The organism is Citrobacter sp. ABFQG, from assembly GCF_004322975.1.
Lineage (GTDB): Bacteria > Pseudomonadota > Gammaproteobacteria > Enterobacterales > Enterobacteriaceae > Citrobacter > Citrobacter freundii.
On the sequence record NZ_CP036435.1, the window covers coordinates 3,833,691 to 3,859,422 of the forward strand.

Annotated in this window: 25 protein-coding genes and 1 riboswitch; of the genes, 11 read left to right on the top strand and 14 right to left on the bottom strand. The window is 44.4% G+C overall.

The annotated features are described in order from the left end of the window. Positions 1-259: 259 nt before the first annotated feature. Positions 260-1,720: a DEAD/DEAH box helicase family protein gene (locus WN16_RS24610; protein ID WP_230319962.1), complete on the bottom strand. Its 1,461-nt coding sequence runs from the start codon at positions 1,718-1,720 to the stop codon at positions 260-262. A gap of 104 nt (positions 1,721-1,824) precedes the next feature. Then, positions 1,825-2,028 carry a hypothetical protein gene (locus WN16_RS18920; protein ID WP_088731942.1) on the bottom strand — a complete coding sequence of 68 codons (204 nt, stop codon included), beginning with the start codon at positions 2,026-2,028 and terminating at the stop codon, positions 1,825-1,827. Between the two features lie 259 nt (positions 2,029-2,287). Between WN16_RS18920 and WN16_RS18925 the strand changes: the two genes are divergently transcribed. Then, entirely contained in the window at positions 2,288-2,791 is a 504-nt protein-coding gene (locus WN16_RS18925; protein ID WP_008324552.1) for a hypothetical protein, read from the top strand. Positions 2,792-3,555: 764 nt separating this feature from the next. Here WN16_RS18925 and WN16_RS18935 read toward each other — a convergent pair. Beyond that, positions 3,556-3,780: a hypothetical protein gene (locus WN16_RS18935; protein WP_046275908.1), complete on the bottom strand. Its 225-nt coding sequence runs from the start codon at positions 3,778-3,780 to the stop codon at positions 3,556-3,558. 171 nt (positions 3,781-3,951) lie between these two features. Between WN16_RS18935 and WN16_RS18940 the strand changes: the two genes are divergently transcribed. From WN16_RS18940 to WN16_RS18965, 6 genes are all read left to right on the top strand, one after another. Continuing rightward, a complete protein-coding gene (locus tag WN16_RS18940) occupies positions 3,952-4,299 on the top strand; it encodes a hypothetical protein (RefSeq protein WP_088731940.1) in 348 nt (115 codons plus the stop codon). A 9-nt stretch (positions 4,300-4,308) separates the two neighbouring features. Then, entirely contained in the window at positions 4,309-4,623 is a 315-nt protein-coding gene (locus tag WN16_RS18945) for a hypothetical protein (RefSeq protein WP_088731937.1), read from the top strand. A 215-nt stretch (positions 4,624-4,838) separates the two neighbouring features. Further along, entirely contained in the window at positions 4,839-5,414 is a 576-nt protein-coding gene (locus WN16_RS18950; RefSeq protein ID WP_088731935.1) for a recombinase family protein, read from the top strand. A 314-nt stretch (positions 5,415-5,728) separates the two neighbouring features. Then, the gene (locus WN16_RS18955; RefSeq protein ID WP_049014279.1) at positions 5,729-5,989 is read left to right on the top strand and encodes a type II toxin-antitoxin system HigB family toxin; all 261 of its coding nucleotides are present in this window, start codon (positions 5,729-5,731) and stop codon (positions 5,987-5,989) included. After that, the gene (locus tag WN16_RS18960; RefSeq protein ID WP_103790824.1) at positions 5,990-7,198 is read left to right on the top strand and encodes an ImmA/IrrE family metallo-endopeptidase; all 1,209 of its coding nucleotides are present in this window, start codon (positions 5,990-5,992) and stop codon (positions 7,196-7,198) included. A gap of 17 nt (positions 7,199-7,215) precedes the next feature. Continuing rightward, entirely contained in the window at positions 7,216-8,343 is a 1,128-nt protein-coding gene (locus WN16_RS18965; protein WP_049014284.1) for a beta family protein, read from the top strand. A 79-nt stretch (positions 8,344-8,422) separates the two neighbouring features. Here WN16_RS18965 and WN16_RS18970 read toward each other — a convergent pair whose 3' ends face one another. Together WN16_RS18970 and WN16_RS18975 are read right to left on the bottom strand one after the other, a co-directional pair. Next, positions 8,423-9,940, bottom strand: coding sequence for an SIR2 family protein (locus tag WN16_RS18970; protein WP_088731933.1), 1,518 nt, complete (start codon positions 9,938-9,940; stop codon positions 8,423-8,425). Positions 9,941-10,081: 141 nt separating this feature from the next. Continuing rightward, the gene (locus WN16_RS18975; protein ID WP_088731931.1) at positions 10,082-11,383 is read right to left on the bottom strand and encodes a tyrosine-type recombinase/integrase; all 1,302 of its coding nucleotides are present in this window, start codon (positions 11,381-11,383) and stop codon (positions 10,082-10,084) included. A gap of 67 nt (positions 11,384-11,450) precedes the next feature. After that, a riboswitch (TPP riboswitch) is annotated at positions 11,451-11,546 on the bottom strand. A gap of 234 nt (positions 11,547-11,780) precedes the next feature. Between WN16_RS18975 and WN16_RS18980 the strand changes: the two genes are divergently transcribed. Beyond that, entirely contained in the window at positions 11,781-12,113 is a 333-nt protein-coding gene (locus WN16_RS18980) for an RcnB family protein (protein WP_016150637.1), read from the top strand. A gap of 53 nt (positions 12,114-12,166) precedes the next feature. Here WN16_RS18980 and WN16_RS18985 read toward each other — a convergent pair whose 3' ends face one another. From WN16_RS18985 to apbC, 6 genes are all read right to left on the bottom strand, one after another. Then, positions 12,167-13,174 carry a hypothetical protein gene (locus tag WN16_RS18985; RefSeq protein ID WP_127746369.1) on the bottom strand — a complete coding sequence of 336 codons (1,008 nt, stop codon included), beginning with the start codon at positions 13,172-13,174 and terminating at the stop codon, positions 12,167-12,169. Continuing rightward, positions 13,146-15,632, bottom strand: a complete 2,487-nt coding sequence (locus tag WN16_RS18990; RefSeq protein WP_044702112.1) for a fimbrial biogenesis outer membrane usher protein — start codon at positions 15,630-15,632, stop codon at positions 13,146-13,148. The genes WN16_RS18985 and WN16_RS18990 overlap by 29 nt, the downstream gene beginning before the upstream one ends. Before the next feature lie 14 nt (positions 15,633-15,646). Further along, the gene (locus WN16_RS18995; RefSeq protein WP_044702109.1) at positions 15,647-16,330 is read right to left on the bottom strand and encodes a fimbria/pilus periplasmic chaperone; all 684 of its coding nucleotides are present in this window, start codon (positions 16,328-16,330) and stop codon (positions 15,647-15,649) included. Positions 16,331-16,393: 63 nt separating this feature from the next. Continuing rightward, positions 16,394-16,972, bottom strand: coding sequence for a fimbrial protein (locus WN16_RS19000; protein ID WP_044702107.1), 579 nt, complete (start codon positions 16,970-16,972; stop codon positions 16,394-16,396). Positions 16,973-17,244: 272 nt separating this feature from the next. After that, positions 17,245-17,529 carry a DUF2574 family protein gene (locus tag WN16_RS19005; RefSeq protein ID WP_044702105.1) on the bottom strand — a complete coding sequence of 95 codons (285 nt, stop codon included), beginning with the start codon at positions 17,527-17,529 and terminating at the stop codon, positions 17,245-17,247. Between the two features lie 265 nt (positions 17,530-17,794). Next, positions 17,795-18,904 carry an iron-sulfur cluster carrier protein ApbC gene (gene apbC, locus WN16_RS19010; protein WP_003027343.1) on the bottom strand — a complete coding sequence of 370 codons (1,110 nt, stop codon included), beginning with the start codon at positions 18,902-18,904 and terminating at the stop codon, positions 17,795-17,797. A 164-nt stretch (positions 18,905-19,068) separates the two neighbouring features. On the opposite strand from apbC, the gene metG reads away from it, so the two are divergent. Further along, positions 19,069-21,102: a methionine--tRNA ligase gene (gene metG / locus WN16_RS19015; protein WP_003844377.1), complete on the top strand. Its 2,034-nt coding sequence runs from the start codon at positions 19,069-19,071 to the stop codon at positions 21,100-21,102. A 206-nt stretch (positions 21,103-21,308) separates the two neighbouring features. After that, entirely contained in the window at positions 21,309-21,767 is a 459-nt protein-coding gene (locus WN16_RS19020; protein ID WP_003840158.1) for a YehR family lipoprotein, read from the top strand. Positions 21,768-21,809: 42 nt separating this feature from the next. Here the strand turns inward: WN16_RS19020 and WN16_RS19025 are convergent, their stop codons facing one another. From WN16_RS19025 to WN16_RS19035, 3 genes are read right to left on the bottom strand one after another with little or no spacing between them, the layout of a single operon-like run. Next, positions 21,810-22,280, bottom strand: coding sequence for a DUF1456 family protein (locus WN16_RS19025; RefSeq protein WP_003027346.1), 471 nt, complete (start codon positions 22,278-22,280; stop codon positions 21,810-21,812). Positions 22,281-22,326: 46 nt separating this feature from the next. Beyond that, the gene (gene btsR / locus WN16_RS19030; RefSeq protein WP_003840155.1) at positions 22,327-23,046 is read right to left on the bottom strand and encodes a two-component system response regulator BtsR; all 720 of its coding nucleotides are present in this window, start codon (positions 23,044-23,046) and stop codon (positions 22,327-22,329) included. Beyond that, positions 23,043-24,728, bottom strand: a complete 1,686-nt coding sequence (locus WN16_RS19035) for a sensor histidine kinase (RefSeq protein ID WP_003027348.1) — start codon at positions 24,726-24,728, stop codon at positions 23,043-23,045. Before WN16_RS19035 ends, btsR begins: the two co-directional genes overlap by 4 nt. A gap of 225 nt (positions 24,729-24,953) precedes the next feature. Here WN16_RS19035 and mlrA point away from each other — a divergent pair, with 225 nt between their 5' ends. Beyond that, positions 24,954-25,685: an HTH-type transcriptional regulator MlrA gene (gene mlrA, locus WN16_RS19040; protein WP_003844381.1), complete on the top strand. Its 732-nt coding sequence runs from the start codon at positions 24,954-24,956 to the stop codon at positions 25,683-25,685. The last annotated feature ends 47 nt before the right edge of the window (positions 25,686-25,732 follow it).

Genomic DNA, 25,732 nt, shown 5'->3' on the forward strand with positions numbered 1-25,732 from the left:
TTGCCAGCTTAGGGGAAGTTGCTTGCTGAAGCAAGCCCGCCCTTCCGGTTATCGCTTCTTCACGCTGTACCCCAGCTTGTACCTCAGTTTGTACCCCACCACAGAAACAAAAAAAGGAGCCGTTAAGCTCCTTTGTGACATAACCCAAGATCTCATGGATTCCGAGATTCAGTTTTGCGTTCTGTTTTTCTACGTCGTTCAAAGGTGCGGATTACACCCCAGATAAACAGGAACAGCACATACCAGTAAAGCGCGGTGATCATACGCGAGTGTCCTGGTTCCAGTAGGTTGCTACCGTCCTCAGAGACACCGCCATTTCTTCCGCAGCCTTTTTCTGAGTTAGTCCTTGCGCCTTGTATTCCAGAACCTTCAAACGCGTTTCATGCTGCTTTCCAGCTTTCTTGATTCCAAGGCATTCGATGGTTGAGCCAGGGAAGTAATGGTTTTTGAGGTATTCCGCTGCCGCCATGTCGGGAACGACAAACACGAGAGGGTGATCGGTATCAGTGTTGCGAATGGATGTTCGGCTAAGAAACTGGTAGCACCGTTCAAAATACATTGCCTGCCGCTTCTTCTCCATCACCGTTTCAAAATCCCAACCGATACGTTCGCAATAGTCTGCCCATCGCTTACGGTCTTTATCGCCCAGATTTGCACATCCGAGGAACACGGCACAATGAATGCTCTGATAGCTGTTTATCCCGTAGCTGGACATTGAAACGTCAACACCACCCATGCGATCACCAAGTTCAGTGAGTCCAATGGTCTTAAAATCGCAGATAGCTTTGTCGTTGTTGGTTGCAAAGATAAAATCCTTTCCGACGATTTGGCGTATTTCCCTCAAGTGGTTGTTAAAGATATTAGCGAGTTCTGACTGCCCCGCTCTTTTGATATCTTCTGAGAGGACAGCAACGATTTTGATAGGCACGTTTTTATGTTTGCGTCTCTCGGGATCAGGCTGAAGGTGTTCACCCGCTTCCTGAACCGCCATCTGAGCGACGTTCTCTGCCATCCAGACAAACCCACTGCGATTCACGCCAGCGCCGAGCACAGTGAAGCTCTTCGCCCATGTTGCGGCCTTCAGTATCGGATTATAGGTGTAGGCAAAGAAGCTGTATGACGAATCACATTCGGTGTGCATCACACCACAACCGTCGAGCGCCACGTAAAGAACCTTCTTCAAGTTGTCACTGTTAGCGTGCTTCTCGTGGTAATACTTGTACAGATTGTCGTAGTGCTCTTCGCGCAGGTACAGCAGCCCGTTTCGCTCTTCCAGCCATTCCAGGAATGGGAAGTTTTCTGCCGTCCTGTCAGCATGGCGGATCGTCGCTTCTGCTCCAAACCAACCATCAGGAATCTCATCTACCACCACATTGTGTTCTGCCAGTAGAGAACGCATCTCAGGATTGAACGTAGCGAGGTGGCAGTAGTTGGTGAAACATTCGTGGGTGGTTATCACCACATTTGTCTGGAAGTTATCAGCCAGGGTGCTTTTCAGGTTGAGAGTCGCCCCTTCAACGAAAATGTGATGGTTTGGGATTCTCAAGAGATTCAGATCTTGCTTGAACTGCTCGGCTAAAGCGTGGGTTGGTACTACGATTAAGAACTTTTCTGGGACAGCTTCGCGCTTGAAGCTGAGAATGTACTCTTTCAGTCGGTGGCTCTTTCCTGAGCCGCAAATCGCATTAACAAAGTTTACTACTGGTTTCTTTTCGGTCATTAGGTTCCTCTCGGTTTAGGACTGCTGTTATTAACTCACTAACCAGCGCGGCGGCTGATTTGTCTTCACGGTTAGCACGTTCAACAAGCGCCTTGTGGGTTTCATCAGTGAATCGGATGTTCATTCGGTTGTTCCTCGTTACGTAAACTCTCCTGAAGCTGTTCAATGCGGTAGCTGATCAAGGCCACCCTGAACATCTTGCGTCGTTCGTCGGAGAGATTTTTGTTGTGGGAGTATTGCTGGCAAATCTTGGGAAGGAGCTTTCCGCTACGCAGAGCTTCGAGCACATCAGTTTTCGTTTGGTACATGTACCTCCTTATTATAACGATTATTAACTACCTACTATTCATTGTACATCAAATCGGTTGCAAAGTCAACTATTTTATGATCATTTTCAACACGTTAATAAAACAAGCACGATTTGAGATTGCATTTAACATAAATAAATGTTAGTTTTGCCAACCTTTATTTGAACGCTTCTTTTTAAAAAAACAAGCAAATAAAAAATGAACGTTAACAACTCAACTATGAGGATTTATTGACTACAAAACATACAGGAGGATTAATATGACAGATAACCAGGGACTTTCCCCAACCGAAGTTGAAGCACTCTTCACAGAGACATTTACCACCCACTCCAGCACTACCCCAACGCAAGTAACGAACACCATCGAACAGATGTTTGATAGTCTCGTGCCGTATTTCACCGAAGTAACGCATCCACAGAAACGCAGCAGACACCCCAAGGTGCTGACTTTCACCACCGATCATAAACAGATGTGGGCATACCTCAGAAGCCAACAGAGCGAGATAGCCGGATGTGTGATGTTCGACCTAAGTTGTGCGGCCCGTGACCTCGGTATGACGCAAAAACGAGTGATTACCGTCATTGGCGATCTGGAAAATGCGGGCTGGATAATCTGTCGGGACATTGGCAACCCCGGCACTGGAACCTATCAGATCACCATCCAGGACATTGAAACCATCGTTTCATTATGTAGCTCCATTACTTACGCCCAGCCGACTACCCTAACGATGGATGCGTTAAGAGGCGCTCGCCTGCTCCATTAAGTCGCTAACGCGGCGGCAGCTCCGATAATGTTAGCAATGAGATTTCCGGCTTATTATGCAAGTAAGCCGATCTTATGGCTATGCCATTTGCACAAGTAACCTGATACAGAGGGTGCAGAAAAGTCTAAAGTCTCTTTAGAGTTATTTGCATCTTCGGTAAAAGTGAAGGCTTACAATGGAACACTATCGGTGTGGAGTGGTTGCATAAACTCATTTTTTTAAGCGTATCTTGCACAGTTAACGCATGGGCGAGTTGTACGAGCACATAAAATGGAATCAATAACTGTTTATTATTTAAACAGTAGTTAGCGGTTTTGTTGGTTTTAATGTTCATTATGTGAGCAATGCGAGCATAGCAGATTACTTTTACAGGAGAATCACTCCTTAAAATCGCTTCTGGTGCAAAGGTTGCTCTCCTGTAATTGATATCTTTCATGCTCCGCATTACATGCTACTCATGCAGCATACTTTTCATGGTCGCAGTGCTCACCATGAAACAACTCTCCATAGAGCCGGAAAAGTTGACTAAATTACAAGCGATAATCAACTAATAAATGATGATTATTAATAGGTTTAATCTATGCTAATTCTACTCATATTAACCAGTCTATAACACTCTTACAGCGCTTTAACCTATTGATGAAAATCCCTCCACCCCTTATTCTATAAGGGTTTCAGCACAATCGAAGAAAAAAACATGATTCTTTTGCTAAGCAACTCCACCTAACTTGGAAATTTAAACAAACCTATATTTTAAGCCCCCTTCACTCTGAATCTACAGTATCAAACGTCTTCGCATACGGGCATTTTCCTTTGGTAACGTAGGTGAACAGATAGATGCTGTTTTCGTAGGTGCAAAGCGTCTTACCATTCTCGGTCGTATCCTGCTGGGGATCGGTCATTGTGATCTGTCCTGCTGCTGCCATCTGTGAAACCAGTAACCCAAATATCACTATCAGTGCTCTTCTCACTGCATTTCTCCTGTGCATGCTCTTTCGTCTATCAAGACTCATCCATAGCGAAGAACTGTGCAAGACATTATAGTTTCAACATTGATCAATTTTATCGATCGATAAATGATAAACCGATCGTTTTTATCAATTGATGGTTTTATACTGATTCCCGATGAATGTCTAACACCAATCGAATAAAGGAACGTTATGAAGGGGATAACTCTTGCTGCACTCTTACTGCTGCCTCTGTCAACTTATGCAAGCTCCTATCAATGTGAAGCTCTTCAGCAAGGGCAACTGGGTAGCAATGGGAAGACAGTCACAGCACAATCCAGCATTGAAATTGATGGTTCTCAGATGCACTTCAGTTTAAATAACGCAAGCTGGGATCTCTCGTACATCGGGGAGAAGCAAATTGCCAAGCTCTATAGCACCGACAACGGCAATGTCGCCGTGTCTTTCATTGACGGCAACCCGCTCATTTTTGTTCTGCATCTGGTTAATGATGACGGTAGAAAAGGCACTTACAACCTCAGCGAATGCTCCGAGCTATAAGGGGCGGTAATGAAAAAACTATTCGCAGCCGCCATATTTTTGTCAGTGATACCGAACGCTTATGCATTGAGTCATGGAGATACCGCAACCCTAAAGGAAGGTACATTTAACTGTAAAAAGCTGACCGACTTTTACGAGATGATCAGTTACATCCAGGACAAAGACCAACAGGGTATGATGGGCCTCATCACTTCCGGTAAATGCCGTCTCCTAAAAGAATCGATGGCAGTTGAGATTCAAAACGTAGACGATAAGGGGTTTGTTTTCTTCATTACCCCAGGCGGTCATGGTGGATGGGCAGTCACACAGTTCTTCAAAAAATAATCATCTCATGCAACGACTGGCGTGAGTGATCACGCCATTTTCATCTTCGCTCGTCAAAACGAATTCAACTCCTCGTTTCAAGTCTCAAAACCATCTCCTTTTAAGACCACATCGACGCAACCACAGAATGCGGTTTCGCCTTATCTCAAAAGGTTGATCTTTTATTTTGAGACAGTTATTATTTTGATACTACCTTTTGAGACTTAGAGAACATCATGACTACTGTGATCGGATACGTGCGAGTTTCCACCAGCGACCAGAACGTTGAAAACCAGAAGCAGCAGATTGCCGATGCTGGTTATAGCGTCACTCGCTGGTTCAGCGATGAAGCGGTGAGTGGTGCAGTCAAGGCAGGAGAACGTCCAGGGTTTGGTGAACTACTAAGCTATGTGCGAGAAGGCGATACGCTGATCGTGATTGCTATAGACCACCTGGGGCGTAACACGATTGATGTTCTTTCCACCGTGGAAATGTTGCAGACAAAAGGCGTGAAAGTTGTCAGCTTGCGTGAAGGGTTCGACCTATCAACACCAGTTGGTAAAGCGATGCTGACTATGATGGCAGGACTTGCCAGCCTGGAAAAAGATCTGATAGCAGAACGTAGAACAGCAGGAATAAAACGTGCACAATCAGAAGGTAAGCATTGCGGCAGACCTATTAAAGCGACAGTTGAACAGGTACAAGAGTTGTTAGCACAAGGTTTACCACCAGCAGCAGTCCAAGAAAGGTTAGCGATCAGCAAAGCCACCTTCTACCGATTAAAGACATCCGGTCATCTCTCCGATATTTGAAAATTGTGTAGTTTAAAATTGGGGGGCAGGAAAAAAGTGCTGAGCAGTCTAAGTAAACGCGTAGATCATCAATCAATTCCGCCTCTATCATCCATGATGTAAATAAATTCACAAACATCCATTTGGGATAGGAATGCAATAACACCCATCCTTGGATCGGTTTGATAAATATGAATATTTCATTGATTCAGTACATAAAAGACCCTATTGTTATCATAGAAACTGTAGCCCCTCACACATTGAGTTCCACTTTTGGGAACACATTGACATAGCAATCAAAGAACACTAAGATGTTCCCATATTAGGAACAAATTATGAAGTTGCTTGGAAGAAATCGGTTGAACCAGCTTAAAAGTAAGAGTTCCGCCACTAAAGTTTGGGTAACCGCATGGTCATCTGAGATTGATTCATGCAGTTGGAAATCCGTTGATGAGGTGAAAGATCGATTCCCATCAGTCGTTTGTATTGAGAATTGTATGTTCACATTCAAAGTTGATGGCTGTGATATGGTCATTGAAACCATCATGGATTTCAATGCGTTGACTGTATTGATTATTGCTGTAAAGGTCACATGAATGGATATTAAAGTTATAAAGACAGAACAACAGCATCAGGACTACCTGGAGCGAATCCATTCTTTGATGCTTATGATGCCACCGACTCGCTCGGACGAGCATGAAGAACTCGAGCTTCTAATCACGGTCGTAGAAGCCTATGAAAACTCGAAGTATCCGATTGAGCCACCTGATCCTATTGATGCAATTTTGTTTAGGATGCATGAAAAGGGTTTAAAACAGGTTGATCTCGTTCCCTATTTGGGAACAAGAAGCCGTGTTTCTGAAATTCTTTCCCGGAAGCGCCCCTTAACAGTCTCAATGATTAAAGCCTTGTCCATTGGATTGGGGATTTCTACTGATACACTGATAGGCATAAATTCAGATGATAATCAATCTCATGAGGAAGGTGTAGATTGGTCCAAATTTCCCTTAAAAGAAATGATCAACCGTGGATGGATTGCTGAAAACGGAAATGCTCTAAAAAGTTCGGCTGAAGACATTATCAAAGGTTTTATAAACCAGTTAGGCTGGCAAAGCGGAAGCCTTTCTTTCAAAAGAACATTGTCTGGTGATGCTTACTCGCCTTCAACACAATATGCATTGTATGCGTGGGTTAGTAGAGTTGTGCAGCAAGCGCGGAAGAAAAAAAACTCTCTCGGGATTTTCGACCCAAATGTGTTATCGGCAAGTTTTCTACGAGATCTCGCACAGTTAAGCTGGTTCGAAAAAGGCCCACTTCTTGCGGTAGAATTTCTCGAGAAACATGGGATAGCAATTATAATAGAGCCAAGTTTAAAAGGTACTCGTATTGATGGTGCCGCATTAAAAGATATTGATGGACAACCTATCATTGGCCTTAGCCTAAGATATGATCGTCTTGATAATTTCTGGTTTACTTTGCTTCATGAAGTCGCTCATATCTGGAAGCATGTTCATAATGAAGAAACATTTCTGGATGATTTAGATGCATCTTCGGATGATAAAAAAGAATCAGAAGCAAATAGGTTGGCAAGGGAAGCATTTATACCAAGAGCCGTCTGGAAAAGAAGTGATGCTTATATATCCCCAACAAAAGAAAACATAGACATTTTATCAAGGGAGTTAAAAATAACACCAGCAATCATTGCGGGAAGATTAAGAAGAGAGTTAGGAAATTACCGTCTTTTTGCAGATCTCATCGGTCAGGGTGAGGTTAGTAGAATTTTATCTACAGCAGTTATCGAATAGCTTCCGGAGGCCGTTATATGTATCCTACTTATGTTCCTATACTGAAAGCAAAGCCTGGTGAATTTGCGGCATTAGAAAAACTTAAAACTGCATATTCACAAAGGATAACACCTTTTTTCGAGATCCCTAAATTCACACAAAAAATGCGTGAACAGGCTTATTATCGTGACTCCACCCAGCCTAAAAAACATTATCTCGATAAGATTTCAAATGAAATTTCAAAATCATGTAAAAGTTCGGCAATCTTTTTTGATCATTTTGAATGGAAGCCAAATGAATATACCGAAACAGGAGAGCATGTATACGGTTACATGTATCGTAAACTCTCAGAAAGTGGCTTGAAAGTTCATCCAGTTGTGGGATTTGACCGATGGGATGATGTTGATTATCAGAATGCGTTGTGTAATTTATCCATTGCAGACGACACATATTTTTGTTTGCGTATTGACTCGGAAACAATAGAAGATGCTTATGATGAAGATTATTTCAAAGATAGCATTGACAGCATAATTCAGGGATTAAATCTCACAAACCAGCAAATCATCATTTTGCTTGATTTTGGCGATGTTACTAAAAAATCTATCGTTTCATTACTTGCAGATCTGCAACATCTTCTTAAGATTGTCAGTGAATATAAATTTAGCACTGTGATGATGGCTGGTGCTTCATTTCCAATGATTATTAACGAAGCCGTTAAGGATGAAGATTCTACTGACTATGTCGAACGCCGTGAAATGGTTGTTTGGAAAACACTTATGGAAGATAGTAATCACAACCTCATATTCGCGGATTATGGGATACGAAATCCTTCAGCAGCAGATGACATTATTGCAACTCATGCAAATGGGAAAATTCGTTACACTATTTCTAATAGATATTTTGTGGCTCGAGGACATTCTAAGCAAAAAGGCAATAAAGGTGAGCAAATTTATGACCTCGCCAAGGTTATTGTAAATTCGTCTCATTACTTAGGGCCGGAATTTTCATGGGGCGATGAGAAAATACTTGATTGCAGTATGAAGAAATTGAAAGGCAGGCCACAGGACTGGATCGGATTTGATACTAATCATCACATCAGCTATGTTGTTGAAGAAGTCTTAGAATTCAACCGTATCAAAGCAGCAAAACATGCAGAAGAAATATAAATTGTAAATTGACGATGCCCACTGATGTGGGCATCTTCTATTTCATATAGTTATACAACACTAACTGACAGTTATATTGCTAATGAGGATCACCATATTTTTTATAGTCGTACACACAGAGTAAACGCCTATAATCTGTTCCTTTTTTGTCTGGCATCGAACGTAAAAGCCCTTCGACATCATCAGGAACAATAATATTGTTCCATGTTGACCATATAATAGAATTTATTTTATTAGTTCGAGTTATTGATTCATCGGAATAAATATCACCCCAATTATCATGCGTATTTTGCACAGCAATTGGCAAACCAGCAAGATACTCTTCGATTTTTCTTCTTTGTTGATTTTTAAGCGGTTCACACTTAGCAAGCTCATGGCAAACCTGACAGAAGCCATATATTGGAAACCATTGGGTAGATGTTATATTTATTTTGTCGATCAATTGTAACAATTGATGGTTTGATTCATCAATTATATCAAAATAATCCGTCATGAAATTCGACGAGTTCTTATGCTCGTATTTTATAGAATTATTTGATCCTATTACTAATATTTTATCGCTATTATTCAGAGAGTCGATATCCTCTGTAATATTGACTTTTATACTGGTACCATCATCATGTACACCAGAATATATATCCTTAACAATACTTTGAACTTTCCGTATATCCATAGCAGACACTGGTAGATTCAAGTTAGATAGTGATCTATATATTTCTATAAAATCATCTGTCTTTATTTTATTAATTCTTATTGTGGAAAAACCTTCTAAATCAATGTCATGCTCAGTAATATCATGTGATGCTGAATCTTTTTCAAACTCAACCAAGAGAAAGTTATTTCTAATACGTTGTGCAGTAAGTGAGTTTGGTTCGACATAAGTAAAAATAGTTTTCAGTAAGCTCTTTATGTTTTCATCACCAATTCCATACCCCATGAATATAATAGGGTTATGAATGAAAATTGAGAGTAATTGAGCACGAATTAACTCATACTTGTTATCAAAATGAGCATAGTCATCTTCAGTTATGATGATTTTAGATGGGTCTTTAATACAGCCATGAATCTTGTATACTGAACCATAGGGATTGCTCAACAATATATCATTCCCTACTAACGGTTCAAAGCTAAATACGTCTTCAACAAGACCATCATAGTTTGTAGTTATAACTGAGCCTACATTTTTCCTGATTTTCTTTAACTCTGCCAATTCCTCTTTTTTATTCTCTCTATAATCAAGGCTCCCTACTAACTTTGAAATGTATATTTTAAATCTGCTCAGATTATTTTCACGTTCCATCTCAGCATAGAAATAATCATTTATCTCTTTAAATTTACCATTACGATCTTCACCTAATGCTTGGTTAAATGCTTTTTCTAATTTAGTAGCAATTAGGGAATAGTTATATTTACCATCAACTTGGCATTCAGCTTTAATATCTAAATAAAACTCATTATTTCCTTTCAACTCAAAAGCAATATACTTTAACAATCCATCCCATGTATGCGAATTGTTAAGATATCTCAAACTAACACCTGCTCCGATGAAAAGCACTGGGTGGTTGCGATACTGGCCTATAAATTCCCGGATATTCATGTCACCCCCTCTGATAAGTCAGAACATTCTATCTTGACTGCTTGACAAATCAATCATGTAGACAAACATATATGAGCTAAGATAGCCCAGTAGCCATCGCTGACTTTGCGTCCCTACGATTGATTTCTCATGTCTTCGATGTTAGACCCAGCAAAGTCCATCAACTACATAGGAGACTGTAGATAGAGGAAACGTATGTAAATATCGTTTAGTGATCCCTCCGCTCTTCTCATGGCCTACTGTTTGCTGCAGGTGCAGGATGTTTTTCACCCATCCAGCCATAGCTGTAGAACAAACTGAGTGACGGATGGAATGCAGTAATCGCCGTTGTCCATAATCGTCCAGATAAGGAATACCCAACTGATCTCGAACATCAGCAAAGACTTTACCGATCTTAGTCATGTTTGTACCTGCCACTTCTGAAAAAATCCGCTCTTTCCACTGGCGATCAACGTACTCCATGAAACCCCATTCGATTAACTTAGGGTGGATGACTACCTGCCTCGTAGCGTTCTCAGTTTTCCCCTGCCCTCCTTCAGCAATCAGGAAATAGTAACGCTGGCTATCTTCGTCAAATTTAATCTGTGACTTCTCCAGCTTTCCTATCTCGCCTCTTCTCGCTCCCGTGTATGCCAATAACAACGTGATCCATTTTTGCCAATTATCGGGTTGCTTAAGCGCCCACCCTACAAACTTTTTCATCTCGGCTGTACTGTATGCGCCAAATCTTGCTTTCGATGGTGCAGCCACTACTCCATCAGTTGGCGATTTCAGCAAAACGTCTTTGCTTTCAGTAAGAAAAGTTTTGAACAGTGATTTGTAGAGCTTTAGATGTTTATGGATGGCTTCAACCCCAACCAGTTCATCAGCTGGGACATCGTCACATTCTATCAATTGCTGAATGCTCATTGAGCGATAAGGCTGTACAACGCGCTTAGGGAGGTTCTCAACAACTTCCATCACCTGTTTAATGTCCTGTTTGCTAATCGTCGCTACATCAGTTTCCCCTCCCAAGACCGTTAACAGCACTTCCATGTATCGCTCATTTGCCATTGAGATCGATTTCGTCCAGTTGCGTCCCTTTTCGTCTTTGTACATCGTCCACGCATCCGAGAGAGTTAGCACTTTTTCCGGTTCGGCTGGCGGTTGAGATTCCACGATTTCAACAGGAGGAGCGATCTGCTGGTGGGCCAAAAATGGATTTCTCGCAGCCTTGCGTTCTGACGCAATCAGATTAGACAAAAATGATTCGAACACGAGGAGCGGCGTAGCTAATGATTGAACAAAAGGAATGTGTGGCGTAACGCCAATCATCAAAGCAGATGCTTCACGATAGCTGTCAGTGAGGAGAGATTTCTTATACATCTTGCCATTTGAAAGCCGGATTTGCAGGTAGTAGTTGCCGTTTCGCTGAAACGTGTATGGAAGAGTTTTGTACCCCATGAATACACCCTTTTTGTACCTCAAGTGCATTACGCACCGACAAAAAGAGAGTCAATCTCATGATAAGTAGGCCGAATTTCGGCCCCCTACGCTGGCATTATCCAGATCAGGTGGTACGGGTATTTCTCAGCCTTCACCAGGAAGGGCACCCCGAGTCGTTGAAACACAAACGTAATATGCTGGTTTCAGTAACAGGATACTGCCTGTGCTTAGCGATGTAAATTGGCGTACTACCCGCCCCCACAGTGAAACTACTGGTCAAGGTTGCTGCAATTCTGTACTTTCATTTACACTTTTTACGAAATGACTGGAGTGATCACAAAATAGTGCTTGTCAGACATCCGGTATGCCAGGAATGATACATGACTGATTTTGATGACCCGAAGAGGTAGAGAGGATGGGTATGAAGAATAAAATGTTGCTGGGTGCACTTCTGCTTGCAAGCAGCGTCGTCTGGGCCGCGCCAACCGCAACAGCTGCCCCCACCGGTATCGATAAATATGAACTGAGCAGCTTTATTGCTGACTTCACCCATTTCAAACCCGGTGACAAGGTCCCACCACTGTATCTCACCGAAGAATACACCATTAAACAGTGGAATCTACGCAATCTGCCCGCGCCGACGGCAGGCACCCACTGGACCTACATGGGCGGCGCGTATGTGCTGGTCAATGATGCCGATGCTAAGATCATTAAAGCTTACGATGGCGAGATTTTTTATCACCGGTAAAATAAACGCACCCAGTATAGTTGGGTGCGTGAATTTCCTGCTTTGCTTACTTTTTAATTATAGTCAATAACGACCTTTACCCGACTCATTGTTTCTCCCGCAGTGACTTTCCCTGCATACGTTCTGGTGCGGGCGTAAATATTGATTGGTACTGTATTCCCTTTCACAGTGTCAGAACGATACAGGTTACTTCTGCCATAGCCAATACTGGTTGAACCGTCCATTGATAACTGAAATCCTACCGACCCTGCGCTATTCGCCGCAGTACCATAATCGTTGGTCAGGGTTATCGAATCCTCCGCCAACGGACTCATCGGTTCAAAATAAAATAATAGATTAACAGGCGTAAACTTCAGATTCCCGGCCCCACTTGTCTGACAGGTGAATATTACCGGGTGAAGCTCAAATTCTTTTTTATCAAGATCATTAATATTTATCCTCCCCAGATCAATTTCCTGATTACCAAAATAGCAGGTTGTGATATCGACCATAATCGTAACATTTAAATTATAATTTAATTTTTTTGAACTACAGTTATCCTTATTTCCCTGACAGTATTCAAGGCTCAACTCAGTAACGAGAGGGATAGTCGCACCAGGGGCGATGATCGTTGCGGCCCCGCGGTCTGGGGCCGCAACAATTGAATAGTTCAGTACTAAACCCGCCATGTCAAAAAAATCTGACAATGTATACTTTGCTTTATTTGCAACAATATCCTTTGCTTGATAACTCACTGAAAAGGAAACAATATAATATTGACTGCCTACCTTAAAAGCATATTCACTGCTATGCAAGATGGCCATTGCGGCCTTCAACCATGCCCTCTCCTGTGACTTACAGTCCAGTACAACAGTGCTATCCTGGCCAGAAGCAAAAACACTACCATCAAGTACACCGGACATCGAATCTGGGGTGAAAGAATATGCTCCCGTAATATTTGGCGGAGGAACAAAATCACATTTATCAGCCTGTGCCCAAAAAGAGCATAATGTTAATACCGTTAACAGTATCCATCTCATCATCATTATCCTTTTATTGACATGAGTATGTCTTACTGACATCAATTTCCTGATTGAAGGAGATTGTGCAGTAACGTCCTTGTTGTTTATCAATGGCAACTTTTATTTTTGCAGGTACGTCATTAGTACGAATAAACAACATACTGCCTTGCCCAACCAGACCAATATTTTCGCCCTGTTCGCTTTCCACTTCATAACCAAAGGTTAATGGGGAACCATCCGGTCGCAGTGCTTTAAAATACCAGGGCTTACGCTGGTCGGTATCAAATTGCGCTTTGACCACTGCCCCACGATATGGCGCAACACTTTTACGGTTACCCTGTAATTCTGTTTCACTATTGGTATTAGAGACATCCAGTGTCAGCATATTCTCACGGTACGCACTCATCCCATCATATACCACCGTACCTTTACTGTTGGTCTCCCGATATTTCTGCCCATTGATATAAGCACCTTCAAGTCCGGGGGCATTTATGATGGCGAAAGTCTCAGAAAGGTGGTTTGCCAGGTTTATACCACCAGCCCACGCCACAACCCCACCGGAGATGCTGCCACTGCTTTGTTTATATTTTGTAGATTGACTATAACTACCGTTAACCGTTGCAACAGGAGCACGCCACGTAACGTTTGCCCCAGCGCTGGTTTCGCTGTCTTGTCGCTGATGGCTCAGGTTTAAACCATAGTTAAATTGATCGCGATCGCCTGCAATCCCACTGATACCGGTATTATTTGATGCGAAACCATCATCATCAAATGTGGTCGAGTTCGAGAGATATACCTGTCGCCGTGGCGTGGATATGCCATCTCCCCAGTTAAAGGGTATGGAGATAAAGATGTTGAAACGTTTATCTTCATTATGATCTTCATCGTAGGTTTGGCTAGCAGAAAGCGTATAGCTAATCCGTTGCCAACTATTGGTGTAGCTCAGTTGATAATCTTTATTGCTACCGCTACGTCCCCAGTAGTCACGCCATAATGTGCTTAGCGATACGGCTCCCCCCCCCTCAGGAAGCGACTGATTGATGTTGGCTGTAAAACTGTTTTTACGACCGAAATCATACTGATAATAATCAGCAATATCGTAGACATCATTTTCATCACGATGATAACTGTTTTTGTTATTCGCCCATACGTGATCGTTAAATGTACGATAGTCACGAGAAGAATATCGGTATGCCGCTAAACTAAATCGCGTCCCTGTCTGCGTAACATATTTATTCCACGCAACCTGGTAACTCTGGCCATCAAAAATGTCACCATTATCCTGTTTACTATGTGACTGCGTGGCGTCAAAAGAAACAGCACCAATGCGCGTATTCCAGCCAGTTCCCAGCGTAAAAGCATTATAGTTATCCCCCAGCATTGTACCGCCATACAGCGTTAATAGATTATTAAAGCCATACTGATAACTGGCCTGAACGAAATCACTTTGGTTGCTGGCGCCTTCAATATGGCTGCGACCCGCAACAAAATCATACTTAGACACGCCAGGCTGTAACATATTAGGTACAGACGAATAAGGAACCAGATAGGTCGTAACGGTACCATCCGCTTCTTTCACGCTAACGTCGAGGTCCGACCCGCCGCCTGCTAACTGCAAATCGGCAATCGAGAAGGGGCCCGGCGGTACCTCTTTTTGATAGACAACAAAACCATTTTGTTCAATAGTGACAAGGGCATTACTTTGTGCAATCCCTTGAACTAACGGCGTAAAATTCTGTTTTGAGTTCGGCAGCATCTGCATATCGCGATACAAGCGCACCCCGCAAAACCGAACGGTATCAAAAATATCTGATGATGTGTACATATCACCCGCGCGCAATGTGCCCAATATTTCCGGGAGGCCGCGCTCCAGATAAAGCGTATTACTCTTCCACTCACCATTACTATCATCAGTCTTATTGTAACTGGCATCAGAATGTAGTTGCCAACCAAATAAATTCAACCCGCTATTAAAACGAGCAAAAGTATTTTTACTGTTACCGGAGTCTTTATAATCGCTATAGTATTGGCTCACATAATAGGAAGTATACAGCGCATTAATCCCCCTGTCCCAGTTTTCAGGCTCGACGTAACCGTATTCAAGTTCATTGACAAAAGCCTGCGGGACATTGAGATCAAGGCGAAATCGGCTCACATCAAAAGTCGAAGTTCCCCCTTTAAGTGCAGTTTTTAAAGGCACACATTGTGCTTCTTTATCGACTTTAATCCCTTCAGACTTAATCCCAAGACGATGAATGAGATCCCATGTCAAACACGTGTCATCAGGTTCATCTTTGACATTCAACTCATATTTTCCACGCCATTGGTTGTTAAGATAGATATCTAGATCATAGGTTCCAGAAATCGGTTTTTCACCATCAAATCTAAAATCACTGACCTTTTCACCCTTTAATCCCCCCATCATAAAATGGGTATCAAATGTTTCTTCTTCAGCAAATAGCTGACCCGAGAACAACAGAAAAAATATCGTGGAAGCAAGTGGAGTTATCCTTAACATGGCCACACCTCATATTATTTAACTCTGAGCGTATCGCTAACATAATTACCGCGATCATCAATAATGGTCACAACATACTGATTGCTACCATTATTTCTCAGTTGGAGCAGTTGACTGGATAACGGTGGTAATAAAATAGTTTTACCATTTAGCTGATTTCTGTTCGCTTCAATCTTGGGAATGGTAATCCAATTCGCAGTAGCATTATTTAAATTTAGCCCACCGTTGCTGCGAGAAAAACTTAACTTTTTAATACTATTTTGTGTGACTGACTCGACGCTCTTAGGTCGGTACAGCAATTTCAATCTGTTCTGCATGGCAAATTTTAGCGTATTCTTCCCATCTTGATTATTTGTATTTGGGGGTATATCCAGCACATTAAAATAAAAAAGACTTTCTTTATCACTTGGTAAGTTATTGGCAATTTTTTTGATTTTTATTTGCTGCCCTGAATTACCTTTAACACGGATAACTGGCGGAGTCAGCAAAAATGGTACATCTATTTTTTCCGGAGGTAATGTAGTATCGCCATCATCAATCCAGGATTGTACCAGTGATGCCTTGGTACTCTCATTCATCAACTGAACGATAATCTCTTTTTTCTCTGCCGGATATATAACACGGGTGCCATAAATCACGATATCAGCGTGTGCCGGGAGCGTCAATGCTATCAGGCCTGAAAGTAAAATCCGTTTCATAATACACTACCTTATTGATAGCGCTATATTGTCGAGTCATCCCGACAATATAGCCATTTAGAATTAATCAGTTTCAACAGTAAATTTTATCGTAGATTTTACATCGCCAGCGTTAACAACCTGAGCCAGTCGTGCCCATCGGGCATCAAATTTTAAGGTGTACTTGACACCTTCATTTCCAATGGACTCACCTTTCAACCCACTAACATCCACAACCTGGTCTTTCTCGTTGATATTAACGAAACTCGTGGTGGTGTTATAAAAATCAACAGCGAACCCTACGCCGGTAGTATCGTCCTCATCATCCTGTAATAGTCCCGGATGTTCTGAGAATTTAGTTGGTGAAAAGGTAATATTTTTTAACTCTACCGTAGACGGACAAATAATTTCAATTGAATCTGCATCGGTATTCCAAACTTTTGTATTGCTAATAGCTCCGATACCAATTTTATACACATCAGAAGTTGAAATTGTACCCATATCAATAATTGCCGAGTCACCACCATTGGAATTAAAATGACAAGAAGACCCTTCTACAGTTGCTTGAATGATTAACTGTCCCTCATCAGTGATATCCGCAGCATGCGCCATTCCGACAGATAAAAATGGTAACATTGCCGAAAAAATAATGGATCTTTTCATTGGTCATTCCTTATTAACTTTAATAAACACATCCTTTTAACAACTTCGAAATCAAAATGTCACGAGAATAATTTTACCGCAATGTGAAATGATGTTTTATTTGATTTAAAGCAAATTTCACTAAGCATTATTCAAGAATTAGATAATACATATTTAAGTAATTGACGATAATAATAAATAACGGAAAGCAAATGTAATAGAAGGAAAAATTAAAGAAGCGGCAGTATTACGCTGGGTAAAACTGCCGTTTGACAAGATTCATTCTGAGGTCATTAATCGTAGGTATTGAGCACTATTTGCCGTGTCGTATCACCCGGTAACATCACACGGTTCGTATTGACCCCTTGGTAGTTTGGTTTGTCGTTTCCAGCCGTCAATCGAGCCGCATCTGACTGGCAATCATTTTGAGGCTCGCCACCTGTCATATCGATATGGCATGTGGACTCAACAATATGCCCGATGATTGTTAGCTTTCCATCGATTGTATCAGAAGCCAAAGCCTGCAAACTCATTCCATAAGCCAGAGTAATAACTCCCAAGAATAAACTTTTCTTCATTGTGTTCATTATTCCTGTAATGGGTGGAAAACAGCATACAAACTGCCTGCACTGTGAATTATGGGTTAACTACCCTGTTTGAACCAATTGAAATTGTAGATTAATGAGATAGATTTGATCAATTACAATGATGCATTGAGATGATTTATTCGGAAAAAGGTATGAATTATAAACGCAGAATGAACAATATCGTAATATTTTTAAATTTAATATATTCACCGCATCAATAATACATTAATACGGTGAATATCTGTAACGCTATAAATTACACCGCGCGGAAAGCAATCTCGCCCGGAATAACTTCTCCCTGCCAATACAGCTGTGCCGCCACACGCCCTGCAAGGTCGCGGTAAATGGCGGTAAATTCGCTGTCTGGACGGCTGATAACCGTCGGCGTACCGCGATCGAGGTCTTCACGCAGAGAAATATGCAGCGGCATTTGTCCCAGCAGTTGGGTGTGGTACTGCTCGGCCAGTTTCTGCGCGCCACCGGTGCCAAAGATTGGCTCATGGTGACCACAATTGCTGCAAATATGCATACTCATATTCTCAACAATACCCAATACCGGCACTTCGACTTTTTCGAACATCACAATGCCTTTTTTCGCATCGATCAGCGCGATATCCTGCGGCGTAGTGACAACAACCGCGCCCGTTACCGGAATGTTCTGCGCCAGCGTCAGCTGGATGTCACCAGTGCCCGGCGGCATATCCAGTACCAGATAATCAAGATCCGGCCATAAGGTTTCCTGCAACATCTGCAACAGCGCTTTACTGGCCATCGGGCCGCGCCACACCATCGCGTTATCGTCAGTGACCAGATAACCAATGGAGTTCGTTGCCAGACCATGAGACATGATCGGCGCCATGTGGGTACCATCTGGCGAGGTTGGACGCTGGTTTTCCGCGCCAAGCATTGTCGGGATAGACGGACCATAAATATCGGCGTCCAGAATCCCCACCTTCGCCCCTTCTGCAGCCAGCGCCAGCGCCAGGTTCACGGCGGTAGAGGATTTACCCACTCCACCTTTACCTGAACTGACGGCGATGATGTTTTTCACACCATTAATACCTGGCTGGTTTTTCACGCGTTTCAGCGTCGCGATGTTATGCGACAGTTTCCAGTCGATCGCTTTCGCGCCGGTAATACGCAGCAGATCGGCGCTACATTGCTCTTTTAAGTCCTCAAACGCGCTATGCCAGACGAACGGCATGACCAGCTCAACGTGCAACGTGTCATCCATCCAGGCGACGTGGTGCAACGCTTTAAGCGTCGTCAGATTATGCTTCAGGGTTGAATGCTGAAAATTCGCCAGCGTCCCGGCAACCATGGCGCGCAGGGTCTCTGGTGATTTGGCCTGGGATTGTGCGTTCATCCCGACTCCTTTTTGTTGTTCTGAATATACAATAGTCACCAGGTAGTTTACTCCAACCGCAACAATTATTCATTTACGGATAAATGCCCTTATCGCTTGGCGCAGTAATTACCATTTTGGTACTATCAAAGCCCTTTTCACTACAAAAGAAGTAATTGCCCACTATGACTCAAGTCGCGAAGAAAATTCTGGTAACGTGCGCGCTGCCGTACGCCAACGGCTCAATCCACCTCGGCCATATGCTGGAGCACATCCAGGCTGATGTCTGGGTCCGTTACCAGCGAATGCGCGGCCACCAGGTTAACTTCATCTGCGCGGACGACGCACACGGTACGCCAATCATGCTGAAAGCACAGCAGCTTGGGATCACGCCAGAGCAGATGATCGGTGAAATGAGTCAGGAGCATCAGACTGATTTTGCAGGTTTTGACATCAGCTATGACAACTACCACTCGACGCACAGCGAAGAGAACCGTGAGCTGTCTGAGCTGATTTACACGCGCCTGAAGGAAAACGGTTTTATTAAGAACCGTACAATCTCCCAGCTTTACGATCCGGAAAAAGGCATGTTCCTGCCGGATCGTTTTGTTAAAGGCACCTGCCCGAAATGTAAGTCTCCGGATCAGTACGGCGATAACTGTGAAGTCTGCGGCGCAACCTACAGCCCGACCGAACTTATCGAGCCGAAATCCGTTGTGTCTGGCGCGACGCCGGTGATGCGTGACTCCGAACACTTCTTCTTTGATCTGCCGTCATTCAGCGAAATGCTGCAGGCGTGGACGCGCAGCGGCGCGTTACAGGAGCAGGTCGCCAACAAAATGCAGGAATGGTTCGAATCCGGCCTGCAACAGTGGGATATTTCCCGCGATTCCCCGTACTTCGGTTTTGAAATCCCGAATGCGCCTGGCAAATACTTCTACGTCTGGCTGGACGCGCCAATTGGCTATATGGGTTCATTCAAAAACCTGTGCGATAAGCGCGGTGACACCACCAGCTTTGATGAATACTGGAAGAAAGATTCCGACGCCGAGCTGTATCACTTCATCGGTAAGGATATCGTTTACTTCCACAGCCTGTTCTGGCCTGCCATGCTGGAAGGCAGTAACTTCCGTAAGCCGACCAACCTGTTCGTCCACGGTTATGTGACGGTGAACGGCGCGAAGATGTCTAAATCTCGTGGCACCTTCATTAAGGCAAGCACCTGGCTGAAGCACTTCGATGCCGACAGTCTGCGCTATTACTACACGGCGAAACTATCTTCACGTATTGATGACATCGACCTGAACCTGGAGGACTTTGTCCAGCGCGTTAATGCCGATATCGTCAACAAAGTAGTCAACCTGGCATCCCGTAATGCAGGCTTTATTGCTAAGCGTTTTGACGGCATTCTGGCGACTGAGCTGGCCGACCCGGCGCTGTATAAAACCTTCACCGACGCCGCAGCAGTGATCGGCGAAGCATGGGAAAGCCGTGAATTTGGTAAAGCTATTCGTGAAATCATGGCGCTGGCCGACGTGGCAAACCGCTACGTTGACGAACAAGCACCGTGGGTTGTGGCTAAACAGGAAGGCCGCGATGCCGACCTGCAGGCAATTTGCTCCATGGGCATTAACCTGTTCCGTGTGCTGATGACCTACCTGAAGCCGGTTCTGCCAACGCTTGCTGAACGTGTGGAAGCGTTCCTGAACTGCGAACTGAGCTGGGATGCCATTGAGCAGCCACTGCTCGGTCACAAGGTCAACACCTTTAAAGCGCTGTACAATCGCATCGACATGAAACAAGTTGAAGCGCTGGTGGAAGCGTCGAAAGAAGAAGTGAAAGCCGCTGCCGCACCAGTAACCGGTCCGCTGGCGGATGACCCGATTCAGGAAACCATCACCTTTGACGATTTCGCCAAAGTTGACCTGCGCGTAGCGTTGATTGAAAACGCCGAATTCGTGGAAGGTTCCGACAAACTGCTGCGTCTGACGCTGGATCTCGGTGGTGAGAAACGAAACGTCTTCTCTGGTATTCGTTCTGCGTATCCGGATCCACAAACCCTGATTGGCCGCCAGACCATTATGGTTGCTAACCTGGCTCCTCGTAAGATGCGCTTCGGCATTTCTGAAGGGATGGTAATGGCCGCAGGTCCTGGCGGGAAAGATATCTTCCTGTTAAGCCCGGATGAAGGTGCAAAACCAGGCCAACAGGTGAAGTAAGTCAAGTATCTCAAGCGCTGCAACCGCAGCGCTTTTTTTTTGCTACGTGAGTGCTTCCTCTAATCTTAACCCTTAATCCATTTTCGGACTGCTCAGTTGTTAATATTAGATTTATTCTATACTGCACTGGGATCAAGATAGTCCGGGCTTACCAGATTCGTGGAGGTTATTGTTTAACATCCGATATTCATGAAATGGAGTTTTACATGAAAGCGTTACATAAATTTTTCACTCTCGCCGTGGTATCGGTTGTGTTTTTTTCCCTGGCAGGATGCGGTGATAAAGTAGAGACAAAAACATTTAATGCCAACCTCAACGGTTCGGATATCACTGTCTCTTACACCTATAAAGGTGATAAGGTCCTGAAGCAAATCTCTGAAAGTAAAATCAGCTATGCGTCAGTCGGTGCCAGCAATAAAGAAGAAGCAGCAAAAGTATTCGACGCATTAAGCGCCAAATATCAAAATATTACTGGTATAGAAGAAAAACTCACCTATTCAGATACCTACGCGCAAGAAAATGTCACTATCGATATGGAAAAAGTCGATATAAAAGCGTTGCAGGCCATTTCAGGGATGAAACTATCTGAAAACGCCGATAAAAACATCAGCATGAAGCAAATGCAAACGGTAATGGAATCGGCGGGTTTTAAAGAAGTGAAGTAAAGCTTCGGCGACCCGATTTTGATCGTGATCGCCAGCGCTGCTTTACGCTTTCTTTTTATGCTCTCGCGACGTTAAACCACGCAGGAAATAACGCAGGAACTGATCGCCGCATTCGCGATAATTCTTATGGTCCGGCGCGCGCATCATGGCGGTAATTTCCGGCATCGACACACGGAATTTCTGCTCGGTCATAATTGCCAGAATATCATCGGTTTTCAGTGAAAAAGCGATACGCAGTTTTTTCAGCACCGTATTATTGTTAACACGACGCTCAAGCGCCAGTTCCGGTGCAGAATCATCTTTACCACGCAGATGATAAATCAGACCGTTTAAAAAACCGGAGAGAATGATATCCGGGCAGCGAACAAACCCGTCTTCATCTTCTTTTGTCGTCCAGGTATCGAAATTTGCGGAGATGGATTCCATGTCAGCAAGCGCAAGAATACGCACCATGTCGTTATTGTTCGCTTTCAGGGTGTAGCGCAGGCTACGAAGAATATCGTTACTTAGCATAGAGCCTTCAACTGTCGGTGATGCAATGGCGCGCAGTGTATCAGTTTTACAGTCCAATCGCCTCTTTTAGACTTTTAAGATAACGACGACTCACCGGAACAGTCAGCCCGTTACGCAAAATCAGTTCCGCCTGGCCGTTGTCTTCCAGACGGATCTCCTGCAATTGCGCCATATTTACCAGATATTGTCTATGACAACGCAGCAGAGGAGTACGGCTCTCCAGCGTCCTGAGCGTCAACTCAGTGAAGCCTTCTTTACCATCACTGCTGGTCACATATACGCCACTCATACGGCTGCTGATAAACGCCACGTCATCCATTTGCAACAAATAAATTCGGCTGTGACCGCTGCACGGAATAAACTTCAGCGCCTGCTGATTTTCTGGCAGGAGTGATACATCCTGCTTCGTGCGCTCCTGACGCAAACGGATCAGCGTTTTTTCCAGCCGAGCTTCTTCGATCGGCTTGAGCAGATAATCAAACGCATGTTCTTCAAAGGCTTTCACCGCATACTCATCAAAGGCGGTCAGAAAAACAATGTACGGACGATGCTCGGGATCAAGCATGCCAACCATTTCCAGGCCGCTGATTCGCGGCATCTGAATATCAAGGAACAGAACATCCGGACGCAATTTATGTACCGCGCCAATGGCTTCCACCGCATTCGAACATTCGCCGACAATCTCGATGTCGCTTTGCTCCTGCAACAGGATCCGCAGATTCTCCCGGGCTAACGGTTCGTCATCGACAATTAGCACTTTGATCATGCCAGTTCCTCCAGAGGAAGTCGTAAAGTGATTCGGGTAAAGCGGTCAGGTTCACACGCTACGCTAATGCCAAAATCATCGCCAAACCGCTCGCGCAGTCGTTTATCGACCAGATTCATACCCAGTCCACTGGCTTCTGATGTTGGCTGATACAGCCCGGCATTGTCTTCGATATCCAGCATCAGATATTGCCCTTCTCGACGGGCGGTAATCGATACTTCACCGGTATCTAATAACTGAGAAGTACCGTGTTTGATAGCATTCTCCACGATGGGTTGCAGAGTAAAAGCGGGTAATTGCTGATGCGAAAGTTCTTCTGGCACCGTCAAGGTCACCTGAAGACGCGATTGGAACCGTGCCTTTTCAATTTGCAGATAAGCATTAACGTGTTCAATTTCATCGGCCAGCGTCACAATTTCCGACGGGCGTTTTAAATTTTTACGAAAGAACGTCGACAGATACTGCACCAGTTGGCTGGCCTGCTCGCTATCACGTCGGATCACAGCTTTGATGGTGTTGAGCGCATTAAACAGAAAATGGGGATTGACCTGGGCGTGCAGGAGTTTTATTTCCGACTGCGTGAGCATCGCTTTTTGCCGCTCATACTGTCCGGCCAGAATCTGCGCCGAAAGCAGTTGGGCGATCCCTTCCCCCAGCGTGCGGTTGATTGAGCTAAAGAGACGGTTTTTGGCTTCATACAGTTTGATGGTCCCCATCACCCGCTGGTTTTCACCCCGCAAGGGGATCACCAGCGTCGAACCTAATTTGCATTGCGGATGCAAAGAGCAGCGATAAGGGACTTCATTGCCGTCGGCATAAACCACCTCTCCGGTTTCAATCGCCCGCTGGGTGTACGAGGAAGAGATAGGTTTGCCCGGCAGATGATGGTCGTCACCAATACCGGTAAATGCCAGCAGTTTCTCACGATCGGTAATCGCCACCGCACCGATATCCAGCTCTTCATACAGCACCTGAGCAACCTTCATGCTGTTAACCTCGTTGAACCCCTGGCGCAAAATCCCTTCCGTTGAAGCGGCAACTTTGAGCGCGGTGGCGGAAAAAGCGGAGGTATATTTTTCAAACATCGCCCGTTTATCGAGCAAAATACGCATAAATAAGGCGGCACCGACGGTATTGGTCACCATCATAGGCGCGGCAATATTGCTGACCAGTCGGTAGGCATCATCAAACGGCCGGGCGATCAATAAGATGATCAACATCTGCACCAGTTCAGCAACAAAGGTAATGGCGCCCGCCGTCAGCGGGCTGAATACTTTATCGGTACGACCACGACGGGTGAGCACGCTGTGCACCAGTCCGCCGAGCAACCCTTCCACAATGGTCGAGATCATGCAGCTAAGCGCCGTCATTCCGCCCATTGAATAACGATGTAAACCACCGGTCAGACCGACTAAGCCGCCAACCACAGGGCCGCCAAGCAGCCCGCCCATTACCGCACCAATAGCGCGAGTATTCGCAATGGAGTCATCAATGTGCAGCCCGAAATAGGTGCCCAAAATGCAGAAAATGGAAAAGGTAACGTAGCAAAGCAGTTTGTGCGGCAGCCGGATAGTCACCTGCATCAGCGGAATAAACAAACGCGTTTTGCTCATGAGCCACGCGATAACGAGAAACACGCACATCTGCTGAAGCAGCAGCAACACCAGATTAAACTCGTACATACCCGCCAACCACACATCTCTTAAAAGCGCGTAACATACATGGGCTGCGCGTAACTTTCTTTGAAGTGTTGCAAAAAAAAAGGAATTTGTGAGAACGATCACTCGAAAGCGCGATCATGACTACAAACCCACCCATTTATTGATCAAAAAACAGGCAAAACTACCTGGTTCGCAAAAGAGCGTCTAAAGTAAAACTGGGACCTCGCAAGCATAAGTGAGACGACGATGGCGCTTTACACAATAGGTGAAGTGGCTTTGCTTTGTGATATCAACCCTGTCACTTTACGCGCGTGGCAGAGGCGTTACGGATTACTGAAACCGCAACGGACAGACGGCGGACATCGCCTGTTTAACGACGCGGATATCGATCGGATCCGTGAGATAAAACGCTGGATCAACAACGGTGTCCAGGTCAGCAAGGTTAAAATGTTGCTCAGCAATGAGAGCATTGATGTGCATAACGGTTGGCGTGAACAACAAGAGACGCTGTTGAACTATTTGCAAAGTAATAATCTGCATAGCCTCAGACTGTGGATCAAAGAGCGTGGTCAGGATTATCCCGCACAAACGCTCAACACCCATTTATTCATTCCGTTACGCCGACGTCTGCAATGTCAGCAGCCGATCCTCCAGGCGTTACTGGGGATCCTCGACGGCGTACTGATCAACTACATCGCGATTTGTCTTGCCTCAGCACGCAAGAAACAGGGCAAAGATGCTCTGGTGGTTGGCTGGAACATTCAGGATACGACCCGCTTATGGCTGGAAGGTTGGGTCGCCAGCCAGCAGGGGTGGCGCATTGACGTCCTTGCTCATTCGCTGAACCAACTGCGACCGGAGCTGTTTGAAGGTCGCACCTTGCTTGTCTGGTGCGGCGAGAACCAAACGCCCGCTCAGCAACAACAGCTGAATGAATGGCGCGCGTTAGGTCACGATATTTATCCACTCGGTATTTAATATTCTATTAACAAACGTGTACAATCCTTGGATTCACATAAGGAGTG